The organism is Streptomyces sp. NPDC006140, assembly GCF_040628815.1.
Lineage (GTDB): Bacteria > Actinomycetota > Actinomycetes > Streptomycetales > Streptomycetaceae > Streptomyces.
Genome location: NZ_JBEXTS010000005.1, coordinates 282,248 through 294,728, shown reverse-complemented (window position 1 = coordinate 294,728; position 12,481 = coordinate 282,248). Strand labels below are relative to the sequence as shown.

At 70.6% G+C, this 12,481-nt stretch carries 12 protein-coding genes; 8 read left to right on the top strand and 4 right to left on the bottom strand.

From position 1 onward, the window contains the following. Positions 1-31: 31 nt before the first annotated feature. The 6 genes from ABZ386_RS16945 (at position 32) to ABZ386_RS16920 (ending at position 6,692) form a co-directional block, all read left to right on the top strand. Complete coding sequence (locus ABZ386_RS16945; RefSeq protein WP_355716160.1) at positions 32-1,042, top strand: MraY family glycosyltransferase; 1,011 nt, start codon at positions 32-34, stop codon at positions 1,040-1,042. A gap of 94 nt (positions 1,043-1,136) precedes the next feature. Continuing rightward, positions 1,137-2,987 carry a molecular chaperone DnaK gene (dnaK, locus tag ABZ386_RS16940; RefSeq protein ID WP_351339381.1) on the top strand — a complete coding sequence of 617 codons (1,851 nt, stop codon included), beginning with the start codon at positions 1,137-1,139 and terminating at the stop codon, positions 2,985-2,987. Further along, positions 2,984-3,640, top strand: coding sequence for a nucleotide exchange factor GrpE (gene grpE / locus ABZ386_RS16935; protein ID WP_351339384.1), 657 nt, complete (start codon positions 2,984-2,986; stop codon positions 3,638-3,640). Before dnaK ends, grpE begins: the two co-directional genes overlap by 4 nt. 30 nt (positions 3,641-3,670) lie before the next feature. Further along, positions 3,671-4,852: a molecular chaperone DnaJ gene (dnaJ, locus tag ABZ386_RS16930; protein WP_114254401.1), complete on the top strand. Its 1,182-nt coding sequence runs from the start codon at positions 3,671-3,673 to the stop codon at positions 4,850-4,852. Positions 4,853-4,857: 5 nt separating this feature from the next. After that, on the top strand, positions 4,858-5,310 hold the full coding sequence (locus tag ABZ386_RS16925; RefSeq protein WP_031116078.1) for a helix-turn-helix domain-containing protein: 453 nt from the start codon (positions 4,858-4,860) through the stop codon (positions 5,308-5,310). 260 nt (positions 5,311-5,570) lie between these two features. After that, positions 5,571-6,692: a substrate-binding domain-containing protein gene (locus ABZ386_RS16920; protein WP_351339388.1), complete on the top strand. Its 1,122-nt coding sequence runs from the start codon at positions 5,571-5,573 to the stop codon at positions 6,690-6,692. A 37-nt stretch (positions 6,693-6,729) separates the two neighbouring features. On the opposite strand, the gene ABZ386_RS16915 is transcribed toward ABZ386_RS16920, so the two are convergent. After that, positions 6,730-7,923: a DUF418 domain-containing protein gene (locus ABZ386_RS16915; protein ID WP_358964981.1), complete on the bottom strand. Its 1,194-nt coding sequence runs from the start codon at positions 7,921-7,923 to the stop codon at positions 6,730-6,732. Between the two features lie 234 nt (positions 7,924-8,157). On the opposite strand from ABZ386_RS16915, the gene ABZ386_RS16910 reads away from it, so the two are divergent. Further along, positions 8,158-9,195 (top strand): LuxR C-terminal-related transcriptional regulator, encoded by a 1,038-nt coding sequence (locus tag ABZ386_RS16910; RefSeq protein WP_351339393.1) that lies wholly within the window; start codon positions 8,158-8,160, stop codon positions 9,193-9,195. Here the strand turns inward: ABZ386_RS16910 and ABZ386_RS16905 are convergent. Both ABZ386_RS16905 and ABZ386_RS16900 read right to left on the bottom strand, forming a co-directional pair. Continuing rightward, positions 9,158-10,147: a helix-turn-helix transcriptional regulator gene (locus tag ABZ386_RS16905; RefSeq protein WP_351339396.1), complete on the bottom strand. Its 990-nt coding sequence runs from the start codon at positions 10,145-10,147 to the stop codon at positions 9,158-9,160. The two genes, ABZ386_RS16910 and ABZ386_RS16905, sit on opposite strands and share 38 nt — an antisense overlap. A gap of 17 nt (positions 10,148-10,164) precedes the next feature. Beyond that, a complete protein-coding gene (locus ABZ386_RS16900) occupies positions 10,165-11,106 on the bottom strand; it encodes a helix-turn-helix transcriptional regulator (protein WP_351339399.1) in 942 nt (313 codons plus the stop codon). Between the two features lie 369 nt (positions 11,107-11,475). On the opposite strand from ABZ386_RS16900, the gene ABZ386_RS16895 reads away from it, so the two are divergent. Beyond that, the gene (locus tag ABZ386_RS16895) at positions 11,476-11,811 is read left to right on the top strand and encodes a hypothetical protein (RefSeq protein WP_037765134.1); all 336 of its coding nucleotides are present in this window, start codon (positions 11,476-11,478) and stop codon (positions 11,809-11,811) included. A 177-nt stretch (positions 11,812-11,988) separates the two neighbouring features. On the opposite strand, the gene ABZ386_RS16890 is transcribed toward ABZ386_RS16895, so the two are convergent. Further along, positions 11,989-12,405, bottom strand: coding sequence for a TIGR03618 family F420-dependent PPOX class oxidoreductase (locus ABZ386_RS16890; protein ID WP_114254407.1), 417 nt, complete (start codon positions 12,403-12,405; stop codon positions 11,989-11,991). Positions 12,406-12,481: the final 76 nt, after the last annotated feature.

Sequence of the window (12,481 nt, the reverse complement as noted above, 5' to 3'; positions counted from 1 at the left end):
GAATTGTCATAGTGACGCCTAACTTATATCCGTGCTCTACGGGATCACCGCCGCCGCCACCGCCCTCCTGCTCACCGCCCTCCTCGCGGCGGTCCTGCGGCTGCCCGCCCTGCGGCTGCGTCTGGTCGAGCGGCGGCGGCAGCGGGAGGTGCCGCTGTCCGGGGGTGTCGCCGTCGTGGTCGTCACCGGGGCGGTGGTCGGCGTCAAGGAGTGGGGCGCGGCCGGGAGCGGGATCGACGGGCTGCTCGTCGCCGGCGGCGTGGTCGCCCTGCTCGGGCTCGTCGACGACGTGTGGCGGCTGCGGCGGCGGGTGCTGGCCGGCGGTACGGGCGTGGCGGCCGCGTGTGTCGTGCCGTACGGGGAGACGGGCGTGGGTACCGGGCTGCTCGGCGTGGTGTGGGTCGTCGGGGTGACCTTCGCCTTCCGGGGGCTGGACCACGCCGACGGGCTCGCGGGGACGGTCGGGGTCGTCACCGCCTTCGGGGTGGCGGCCTGCGCGGCGATCGACGTGCTGGACGGGATCGCCGTGCTGATGAGCGTGCTGGCCGCGGTGCTGACCGGCTTCCTGCTGCACAACTGGCACCCCGCGCGCGTGGCGCTGGGGAGCTGCGGGTCGATGTCGGCGGGGTTCGTGATCGCCGTCGCTCTGGTGCACGTCCGGGCCGGGTTCGGGCTCGGGGAGAGCGCGGGGGTGCTCTTCGCGCTGACGGCCCTGGGGAGCGCCGACGCCGTACTCGTCCTGCTGGCCCGGCGGTTGAGCGGGCGGCCCGTCGTCCGCAGCGGGCCCGACCATCTCGCGCACCGGCTGCGGCGGCTCGGGCTGACCGTGCCGGGCGTCACTCTGCTGCTGGGTGTCGGGGCGTTCTCCGGCGTGCTCGTCGGGGTACTCGCGCACGCCGGCTGGGTCGGGGCCGACGCCCTGTGGTGGGTGCCCGGCGTGGCTCTCGTGGTGGTGTTCGCCCTCTCCCGTGTGCCGGTGTACGCCGCTCGACGCACAGTATCGCCGCAGGTCAGCGCGCCATTGCGTGTAAGGAGCGGATAAGAGTTGAGCCCGCTCGACTCAGCTCTGTTGACCGGTCGGGAGCCGTCGTGCACACTTGAGTCCGTTCCACTCAAGTCAGCTGGAGGAATCAACCATGGCACGTGCGGTCGGCATCGACCTGGGCACGACTAACTCCGTCGTCAGCGTTCTGGAGGGCGGCGAGCCCACCGTCATCACCAACGCCGAGGGCGCCAGGACCACGCCGTCCGTCGTCGCCTTCGCGAAGAACGGTGAGGTGCTCGTCGGCGAGGTCGCCAAGCGCCAGGCGGTCACGAACGTGGACCGGACCATCCGGTCCGTCAAGCGCCACATGGGCACGGACTGGAAGATCGAGCTCGACGGGAAGCCCTTCAACCCGCAGCAGATCAGCGCCTTCGTGCTGCAGAAGCTGAAGCGGGACGCCGAGGCCTACCTGGGCGAGAAGGTGACCGACGCGGTCATCACCGTCCCGGCGTACTTCAACGACGCCGAGCGCCAGGCCACGAAGGAGGCCGGTGAGATCGCCGGTCTGAACGTGCTGCGCATCGTCAACGAGCCGACCGCCGCCGCCCTGGCGTACGGCCTCGACAAGGACGACCAGACCATCCTGGTCTTCGACCTCGGTGGCGGTACGTTCGACGTCTCGCTGCTGGAGATCGGCGACGGCGTCGTCGAGGTGAAGGCCACCAACGGTGACAACCACCTCGGTGGTGACGACTGGGACCAGCGCATCGTCGACTACCTGGTCCAGCAGTTCCAGTCCGGCCACGGCGTGGACCTGGGCAAGGACAAGATGGCCCTGCAGCGTCTGCGCGAGGCCGCCGAGAAGGCCAAGATCGAGCTGTCCTCGTCCACCGAGACCTCGATCAACCTGCCCTACATCACCGCCTCCGCCGAGGGCCCCCTGCACCTCGACGAGAAGCTCACCCGCGCCCAGTTCCAGCAGCTGACCGCGGACCTCCTGGAGCGCTGCAAGACGCCCTTCCACAACGTCATCAAGGACGCCGGCATCTCCATCAGCGAGATCGACCACGTCGTCCTGGTCGGTGGCTCCACCCGTATGCCCGCCGTCGCCGAGCTCGTCAAGGAGCTGACCGGCGGCAAGGAGGCCAACAAGGGTGTGAACCCGGACGAGGTCGTCGCCATCGGCGCCTCGCTCCAGGCCGGTGTCCTCAAGGGCGAGGTCAAGGACGTCCTGCTCCTCGACGTCACCCCGCTGTCCCTCGGCATCGAGACCAAGGGCGGCATCATGACCAAGCTCATCGAGCGGAACACGACGATCCCGACCAAGCGGTCCGAGATCTTCACCACCGCCGAGGACAACCAGCCGTCCGTGCAGATCCAGGTCTACCAGGGCGAGCGCGAGATCGCGGCGTACAACAAGAAGCTCGGGATGTTCGAGCTGACCGGTCTGCCCCCGGCGCCCCGCGGCGTCCCGCAGATCGAGGTGTCCTTCGACATCGACGCCAACGGCATCATGCACGTGACCGCCAAGGACCTGGGCACGGGCAAGGAGCAGAAGATGACCGTCACCGGCGGCTCCTCGCTGCCGAAGGACGAGGTCGACCGCATGCGCGAGGAGGCCGAGCGCTACGCGGAGGAGGACCACAAGCGCCGCGAGGCCGCCGAGTCCCGCAACCAGGGCGAGCAGCTCGTCTACCAGACCGAGAAGTTCCTCAAGGACAACGAGGACAAGGTCCCGGGCGAGATCAAGACCGAGGTCGAGGAGGCCGTCGCCGAGCTGAAGGAGAAGCTCAAGGGCGAGGACACGGCCGAGATCCGCACGGCCACGGAGAAGGTCGCGGCCGTCTCCCAGAAGCTCGGCCAGGCCATGTACGCGGACGCGGGCGCCGCGCAGGCCGCCGGCGGGCCCGAGGGTGCCGCCGCGGGTGGTGCCAAGGCCGCTGACGACGACGTCGTCGACGCCGAGATCGTCGACGAGGACCGGAAGGACGGTGCCGCGTGACGGAGGAGACCCCGGGCTTCGAAGAGCAGCAGCCCGACGTCCCTTCCGGCGCCACCTCCGACGACGCCGAGCCGAAGGCCGCCTCCCCCTCCTCCGAGGAGGGGGCGGCCCCGGCCGGGGACACGGGCCAGGACGCGGGTCTGGTGGCCCAGCTGGACCAGGTGCGCACCGCGCTCGGTGAGCGCACCGCGGACCTCCAGCGCCTCCAGGCCGAGTACCAGAACTACCGCCGCCGGGTCGAGCGCGACCGGATCGCGGTCAAGGAGATCGCCATCGCGAACCTCCTGACCGAGCTCCTGCCCGTGCTCGACGACATCGGCCGCGCACGCGAACACGGCGAACTGGTGGGCGGCTTCAAGTCCGTCGCCGAGTCGCTGGAGAGCACCGCCGCGAAGATGGGCCTGCAGCAGTTCGGCAAGGAGGGCGAGCCCTTCGACCCGACGATCCACGAAGCCCTGATGCACAGCTACGCGCCGGACGTCACCGAGACGACGTGCGTCGCGATCCTGCAGCCCGGGTACCGGATCGGCGAGCGCACCATCCGCCCCGCGCGGGTGGCGGTGGCCGAGCCCCAGCCGGGGGCGCAGACGGTCAAGGCGGAGGAGTCCGCCGACGCCGACGACAAGGAGAGCGGTGGCCCGGACGAGGGCTGACGCAGACGAAGGGAAGGAGGGGCGTCGAGGATGAGCACCAAGGACTTCATCGAGAAGGACTACTACAAGGTCCTCGGCGTCCCCAAGGACGCCACCGAGGCCGAGATCAAGAAGGCGTACCGGAAGCTCGCCCGCGAGTACCACCCGGACGCCAACAAGGGCAACGTCAAGGCGGAGGAGCGCTTCAAGGAGATCTCCGAGGCCAACGACATCCTCGGCGACCCCAAGAAGCGCAAGGAGTACGACGAGGCGCGCGCCCTCTTCGGCAACGGCGGCTTCCGCCCGGGGCCCGGTGGCGCGGGCGGCTCCTTCAACTTCGACCTGGGCGACCTCTTCGGAGGCGGCGCCCAGGGCCAGGGCGGGGCCGGCGGCTTCGGCGGCGGACTCGGTGACGTCTTCGGGGGCCTGTTCAACCGCGGCGGCGCCGGACCGGGGACGCGTACGCAGCCCCGGCGCGGCCAGGACATCGAGTCCGAGGTGACGCTCAGCTTCACCGAGGCCATCGAGGGCGCGACGGTCCCGCTGCGGATGTCCTCGCAGTCGCCCTGCAAGGCCTGTTCGGGCACCGGCGACAAGAACGGCACGCCGCGCGTGTGCCCGACCTGCGTCGGCACCGGGCAGGTCGCCCGGGGCAGCGGCGGCGGCTTCTCCCTCACCGACCCCTGCCCGGACTGCAAGGGCCGCGGCCTGATCGCGGAGAACCCCTGCGAGATCTGCAAGGGCAGCGGCCGGGCCAAGTCCTCGCGGACCATGCAGGTGCGCATCCCCGCGGGCGTCAGCGACGGCCAGCGGATCCGGCTGCGCGGCAAGGGAGCGCCGGGCGAGCGCGGCGGCCCCGCGGGCGACCTGTACGTGGTCGTGCACGTCGACTCCCACCCGGTGTTCGGCCGCAAGGACGACAACCTCACCGTCACCGTGCCGGTGACGTTCGCCGAGGCGGCCCTCGGCGGCGAGGTCCGGGTGCCGACGCTGGGCGGCCCGCCCGTCACGCTGAAGCTGCCGCCCGGCACGCCGAACGGCCGTACGATGCGCGCCCGGGGCAAGGGCGCGGTCCGCAAGGACGGCACCCGCGGCGACCTCCTGGTCACCGTCGAGGTGAGTGTCCCGAAGGACGTGACGGGGAAGGCTCGTGACGCACTGGAGGCGTATCGCGAGGCGACCGCGGGCGAGGATCCGCGGGCGGATCTGTTCCAGGCCGCGAAGGGAGCATGAGTCAGATGGACGGTCGTCGACGCAACCCGTATGAACTGACCGAGGAAACCCCGGTCTACGTCATCTCGGTGGCGGCCCAGCTGTCCGGCCTGCACCCGCAGACCCTGCGCCAGTACGACCGTCTGGGCCTGGTGTCCCCGGACCGCACGGCCGGCCGGGGCCGCCGCTACTCGGCCCGTGACATCGAACTGCTCCGCCAGGTGCAGCAGTTGTCGCAGGACGAGGGCATCAACCTGGCGGGCATCAAGCGCATCATCGAACTGGAGAACCAGGTCGCCGCGCTCCAGGCCCGCGTGGCCGAGCTGGAGGACGCGCTGGACGGCGCCGCGGCGGCGATGCGCCAGCGCGAGGCGGCGGTGCACGCGTCGTACCGCCGCGACCTGGTGCCGTACCAGGAGGTGCAGCAGACCAGCGCGCTGGTGGTGTGGCGGCCGAAGCGCCAGCAGCAGGCGGACTGACGCGCGTACGACTGCGAAAAGGGCCGGGAGAACACTCCCGGCCCTTTTCGTATGCCTTGGGGCGTTTTCGCTGGGCCTCCGGTGGATGACCGGATGGTGCAAGTCACTTGGATGCGATTCCGCAGAGTCTTCACAACTGCTGCGGAGCGTGGTGTTGTCATCTCGTTAAGTGGTTCCGCTTGACGCTGGGGGCCGCGTCCGCGTTGGCTTTTCAGTCACATGGGCCACAAAGCTGTGCCCACGTCCGAATCACACGTGAAGTGAGCCCCCGCATGCGTCGTCGTATCTCCATATCCGTGGCCGCGGCCGCGATGTCCGTCACGCTCGCCGGCTGCGGCGTGCTCAACGCGACCGGGAGCAGCGACGACGCCAGCCCGACGAAGGGCAACGACATCACGGTGGGCCTGCTGCTGCCGGAGAAGGCGAACACGCGGTACGAGAACTTCGACTACCCCATCATCAAGCAGAAGGTCGAGTCCCTCACGAACGACCAGGGCCGCGTCGAGTACGCCAACGCCGAGGCGAGCGCCGACAAGCAGGCGAGCCAGCTGCAGCAGATGATCGACGACCGGGTCGACGTGATCCTGCTGGACGCGGTCGACTCGCAGGCCATCGCGAGCGGCGTGAAGAAGGCCAAGGACGCCGGCATCCCGGTCATCGCCTACGACCGGCTGGCCGAGGGCCCGATCGACGCGTACATCTCCTTCGACAACGAACTGGTCGGCGAGGTCCAGGGCCGTTCCCTGCTGGAGGCCATCGGCGAGAAGGCGAGCCTCTCCGACAAGATCGTCATGATGAACGGCTCGCCGACGGACCCGAACGCCAAGCAGTTCAAGGCGGGCGCGATGTCCGAGCTGAACGGCAAGGTGACGATCGCCGCGTCCTTCGACACCAAGGACTGGAAGCCGGAGAACGCCGAGGCCAACATGGCCAAGGCGATCGAGAAGATCGGCGCGGACGACATCGCGGCGGTGTACTCCGCCAACGACGGCATGGCGGGCGGCATCGTCAAGGCGCTGGAGGCCGCCGGCGTGACCGACCTGCCGCCGATCACCGGGCAGGACGCGGAACTCCCCGCGGTGCAGCGCATCATCAGCGGTGACCAGTACATGAGCGTGTACAAGTCGTACCCGCAGGAGGCGGAGAGCGCCGCGGAGATGGCGGTCGCGAAGGTCCAGGGCCGGGACATCCAGTTCGCCGCCCTCACCCGCGACAAGGTCGACAGCCCCACCCACAAGGGCATCCCGGCACAGCTCGTGCCCGTGGTCGCGCTGACCCGGGAGAACATCAAGGACACGGTCGTCGCCGACGACATCTACCAGGTGTCGGACATCTGCACGGCGAAGTACCGGGCGGCCTGCCAGTCCCTCGGCCTCAAGTAGCCGGTCCCTCGGCCCCAAAGCGGCCAGTCCCTCGGCCTCAAGCAGCCGGTTCGGGCGCGCTCCTCCTGCCGGCCCTCCCGGGGCGTCCGGCCAGGGTGACCGCCCGCAGCAGCCACTCGGCGGGCCCGTGCCGGAAGCGCCGGGTCCAGGCCGTGCTGAGGGCGAGCTGGAGCGCGTACACGGCGGCCGCGAGCAGCAGCACGCCGGCCGCTCCCACGTGCCCGTAGAGGGACAGGCCGTACGCCGTGGCGAGGAACGTCATGATCACGGACTGCCCGAGGTAGTTCGTGAGCGCGAGGCGGCCCGCCGGGGCGAACAGCCGCCGGACCCGCTCGCCCCGGGGCGAGTCCAGCAGGAGCAGCAGCACGCAGGCGTACGCGGCCGACAGGGCGGGCGCCGTCAGCATGCCCACGCCGATGCCCAGGAGCTGCCAGCGGTCGCCCAGCGGTCCCTGTGCGGCGGAGGCGAAGAAGACGGCCCCCGGGACCCCGACGGCCAGCCCGGCGACCGTGCCGCGCACCAGCCGGGAGCGGTCGGTCCCGCCCGGGGCGAGCAGGCGCCGCCGCCCCGCGGCCAGGCCGAGGAAGAACGCGGCGAGCACGCCCGGGGCCATGAGGAGGACGCCGAGGAGGGCGAGGGGCAGCCGGTCCAGGTTCTCCCGCACGACCGTGCCCGCACTGCCGCGGTAGGCGGCCACGGCCTGCGCGATCGCCTGCTGCGGGACGGGTTCCTCGTCGTCGACCGCGGTGGCCAGCGCCCCCAGTCCGGTGAGGACGGCGCCGAACACCCCGTAGATCCAGGCGGCGGCCTTCACGGCGGTGGCCGGCCTGATCCGCCGTGCCCACAGCAGGACCAGGCCCAGGACGCCGTAGGTCAGGAGGATGTCGCCGGTGTACAGCAGCACGGCGTGCGCCAGGCCGAGCAGCACCAGGCCCAGGGAGCGGCGCAGGAAGCGCGCGGTGACGCCGCGCCCGTCGCGTTCGGCGGCGGCGGCCTGGAGGGTGAAGCTGTAGCCGAACAGGAACGAGAACAGCAGGTAGAACTTGCTGGACGCGAACGCTGCCACCAGCCAGGCGGCGACCTGGTCCACCGGGGCCGCTCCGGGATCCCGGACGCCTTCCGCCTCGTAAGGGCTCATGATCTGCGCGCTGTTGACCACCAGGATGCCCAGCAGGGCGAAGCCCCGCAGCGCGTCGACGGCGGGCAGCCGCAGCGGCCCCGGGTCGTTCACGTTTCCCCCTCGCGGAGCAGGCGGGCCGGTCCCGGCCCGTGATCACAGAAGGTCGCACACCGACCGCGCACACGCCATCCCATGCTGTGGCAACAGGCCAGTCGGGAGCGAGCGGATTCAGGGATCGAACGGCGCAAAAAGGAACTCGGGCGCGGGGGAGCCGTGTTGCGGAGCAGGTCCGGGCCGCGCATAGTTGCGCTGCGAAGGACGGCGAAACCGGGGGTGGGATGGGCGATGGCCGGGCACGGGGCGGAGGAGCATCCACACGGTGCTGACCGACTGTGCGAGGCCGGGGATCGCGTGTATTCCCGGGCCGTACGGCGGGGCCGCGTGCCGCGCCGGGACGCCGAGCCGGTGCCCTGCCTGCTGGAACTCGCCCTGCTGCACCCGGACCCGGACGACATGGACTGGCTGGTGCCGACCCCGCCGCAGGAGGTCATGACCCGGCTGCTGCGCGGGATGTACGACGAGGTCAGCGCGAGCCAGCGGCGGGTGGGTTCGGCCGTGGCCGCATTCGAGTGGTACGCCGGGCTGGGCCGCCAGGTGCAGCCCGCCGCGTCGGCCGCGGAGGGCCCGGCGATCCGGGTCCTGGACGGACTCGCCCGGATCCAGGCGGCGATGGACGAGGCGACCCAGGCGTGCACGACCGAGGTGCTCACGGTGCAGCCGGGCGGCATCCGCCGCGAGGCGGAGCTGTCCGAGGGGCTGCACCGGGCGCTGGCGCTGCGCGGCCGGGGCGTGCGGATGCGGGACCTGTACACGCATGTCGCCCGGCACGGGCAGGGGTTGCTGACCTACCTGGAGCTGATGGGCGACGCGGTGGAGGCGCGCACGCTGGACGAGGTCATCGACCGGCTGATCCTCTTCGACCGGACGGTGGCCTTCATCCCCGCCAACACCGACCGCACGATGGCGCTGGAGCTGCGGCATCCGGCGATCGTGGAATACCTGGTCACGGTCTTCGAACGGCTGTGGCGGCTGGCGATCCCGCTGACGGCCCCGCTCCCCGACACGGGCATCGAGGGCATCTCCCACCGGGAGCAGTCGATCGCGGCCCTGCTCGCGGAGGGGCACCAGGACGCGGTGATCGCCGAGCGGCTGGGGATCAGTGTGCGGACCTGCCGGGCGCACATCGCGCGGCTGTCGGAGACGCTGGGGGCGGCGAGCCGTACGCAACTGGGCGTGCGCATCGCCCAGGTGGGACTCGACGGGCCGCCCCAGGTGGCCGCGCCCCTCAGTGTTCCTCGTCGAGCATCCCGGACTGCCCGATGAGGTAGCCGAGTTGGGCCCGGCTCCGACTGCCCAGCGTCGCGGCGAGTTTGGCGATGTGGACGCGGGCGGTGCGGATGTTCATGCCGAGCCGGTCGGCGATGACGGCGTCGGTGTGGCCCTCGACAAGGAGGGTGGCTATGGCGCGCTGGCGGGGGGTGATGCCGTCGCGGGAGGGCTGGGGGGCGGCCTCGGGGAACACCGGGGTGGCCAGGCGCCAGAGGCGGTCGAACGTGGTGGCCAGGTAGTGGACGATGGCCGGATGGCGGATCTCCAGCGCGAGGTCTCCGCTGCCGTCGGCGGGGATGAAGGCGACGCTCCGGTCGACGACGATGAGCCGGTCGGTGATCTCGTCCAGTGCGCGCGCCTCGACGTCCCCCTTCAGCCGGTCGTGGTAGGCGACGGTCGTGGGGGAGTGGCGCAGCGTGTGCTGGTAGAGGGTCCGGATGCGTCCGCCCCGGTCCAGCAGCGTCTGGTCGCGGCGGAGGGCCAGAGCATAGGCCGCCGCGACCCGTTCCGGGGGCAGGCCGGCGCGGGGCTGGATGGTGAGCAGTTCGCGTGACGCGTCCGTCAGGGCCTCGGTGAGTGTCCTGTTGATCGTCTCCTTCCCGCTGAGGAGCCGGAGCGTCGGGGTGGTGTCGGCGGCCGTGCGGTGCCCTTCGACCGCCATGAGGGCCCCGAAGGTCTCGGCCAGCCGTTCCTCGCGCCGCCGTTCGAGGGCGATGCGTTCCCCGGAGGTCCGCAGCAGCCGGTGCAGGGCGACGGCCGGCGCCACGGGCTCCAGCCGGTGCGGATCGTCGACGGCGGGCTGCAGCAGGCCGAATTCCGTCAGACAGGGAGTGGCGTGGGCCTCGCCGGTGTCCACGCGGCCCTCACGCAGGGCACGCTCGTACAGCTCCGTGCCGGCGCGGCACAGTTCTTCCGGGGCGTGCGGGGGGTGTGGCGCCGAAGTCACCCGGGACGTCCTCCTGTTCAGTGGTCCTGCTGCAGGATCCCGGACTGCGCGATGAGGTAGCCGAGCTGGGCCCGGCTGCCGCTGCCCAGGGCCGACGCCAGCTTGGCTATGTGGGCCCGGCAGGTGCGGACGTTCATGCCGAGGCGGCGGGCGATGGCCTCGTCCACGTGGCCCTCCACCAGGAGCTTGGCGATGGAGTGCTGGATCTCGGTGATGCCGTCGGGCGCCGCCTCGTAGGGCGCGCCGGTGCTCATGGGCACGGCACGGTCCCAGAGGTACTCGAAGACCTTGATGAGGTAGCGCACGAGCCCGGGGTGGCGCAGTTCCAGGGCGACTTGCTGGTCGTCGCGGGCGGGGATGAAGGCGACCGTCTCGTCGCAGATGATCAGGCGCTCGACCAGTTCGTCGATGGTGCGGTACTCCACCTTCCCTTCGGAGAGCCGGGCGACGTAGGCCAGTTTCTCGGGGTTGTACCGGGCGGTGTGCTGGTACAGACTCCGGACCTTGACCCCGCGGTCGATCAGGGGCTTGTCCCGTTCGAGGCTTCGCAGCAGGCTCCGTTCGGAGACACGGTCACTGGGCTGCACCGTCAGCAGTTCCGCCTGGCACTGGGCGGTGGCCAGGTTGAGCGCGGCGTTGATGCGTTCGCCGCCCTCGAGCACGGTGATGGAGTCGCTGGACGCCGTGTGGGTACCCATGGCCATGAACGGCTGGAAGGTCTCCGCGAGACTGATCGCCACGCGTCTGCGCTCGGCGATCTCGTTCTCCAGCGGGCCCAGCTGCCGGGAGAGGGCGATGACCGGCGGCACGGGGCGCAGCCAGTCGGGATCGTCCGGATCGGGGTGGAGGAGGTCGAACTCCACCAGGCAAGGGGCGGACTCCACTTCCGCGCGGGCGATGCGTCCGGTACGCAGGGCGGAGGCATACAGACGGCCGCCTTCCTCGCACCACTCGGTCATCGCATGGGGATGTGTCTCCCTTGTCGGATTCGTTGCCAAATCTCCACCCCCCAGGGTCCTGAACATGCAGGAACATGATGCATCGATTGTGTGGCCATGACGTGCCCGAATGAGCCATCGTCGTACTCGACGGGGGAAAAGGGGACCTTCAAGTGAGGACGAAGCCGACTATGCGTAACAAAATGCTTCGCTCGGTGCTTGTCGCCGCCTTCTCCGCCGTTGTAGCCCTCGGTGTTCTCAGCGGCTTCTCCGATGAGGAGAGCGGAACCCGGGCGAACACGCAGTGGCCGGCGGTGGCTGTGAACGTCGACGCGGCTCCGGCCAACACCCAGTGGCCGAACCCCGGGGTCGATGGAGCGGGGAGCTGACGTGACCACTCCACCCGACGACCGTTCCTTCCGTCGCGAGATGGCCACGGCCTACCGCTCCGGCTGGCACTTCATCGACCTGGTCACCGCCATCCCCCACAGCGGTGACTCGCTGATGGTGACCGTGTTCGGGGAGCCGGTCGTCGTCACGCGCGACGAGGACGGAGACGTACGGGCGTACCGGTGTCTGCGGCGGCCTCGGGGGGCGCCGCAGCCAGTGCGATGTGCCGTACGGTACGGAATGATCTTTGTGAACCTGGACCAAAGGGACCACCAGCAGGTGGAGGCCGACTCCCCTGCCCCGAGGACCATCTCTGCCACCCCCCGCAGTGCCTGACGCGATTCCCCCGTCGTAACAGATCGCTCAGGTGCTTCCCCCCGCAGCGGCGTCACCGTGACCTGAACACGGTGACGCCGCTGCAGTTTGTGGGGACATTTCGGGGTATCCACCTGATCCACCGGTGGCCGGAACCAATCGATCACCGGTGTGGATGTTCACTTCGCTCAACTTCGCTCAACCGCGCCCCAGCGCGCGCGTCAGCTCTATCTCGATGACCACGCGCGACGGATTCGGCGAGGGCGTCCGCCCGTAGCGCTCCGCGTAGCGGCGCTCCGCCTCGGCCACCCGCTCCGGTTCGGTGCGCACGAACGCCCGGCCCTCCAGCGTCGCCCAGCGCCGGCCCTCCAGCTGGCAGACGGCGACCGCCGCCCCCTCGTCCCCGGCGGCCCGCACATGCCGCACCTTCGCACTCGTCTCGTTCGTGATCACCCGAGCGAGCCGGGCCGCGGGGTCGTATGTCACCCCGACGGGCACCACGTGCGGGGTGCCGTCCGGGCGGGGAGTCGTCAGGGTGCACAGGTGCCGTTCCCGCCAGAAGTCGAGATACGACGGGTCCGGGGCACCCGGATCGACGGAGTACTTGGTCGCCATGGCCCGGAACCTAACTCCCGCGTCCTCCCCGGGACGCCCTTGAGTGGAGTAGACTCAACTTTATGTACGTCGTTCG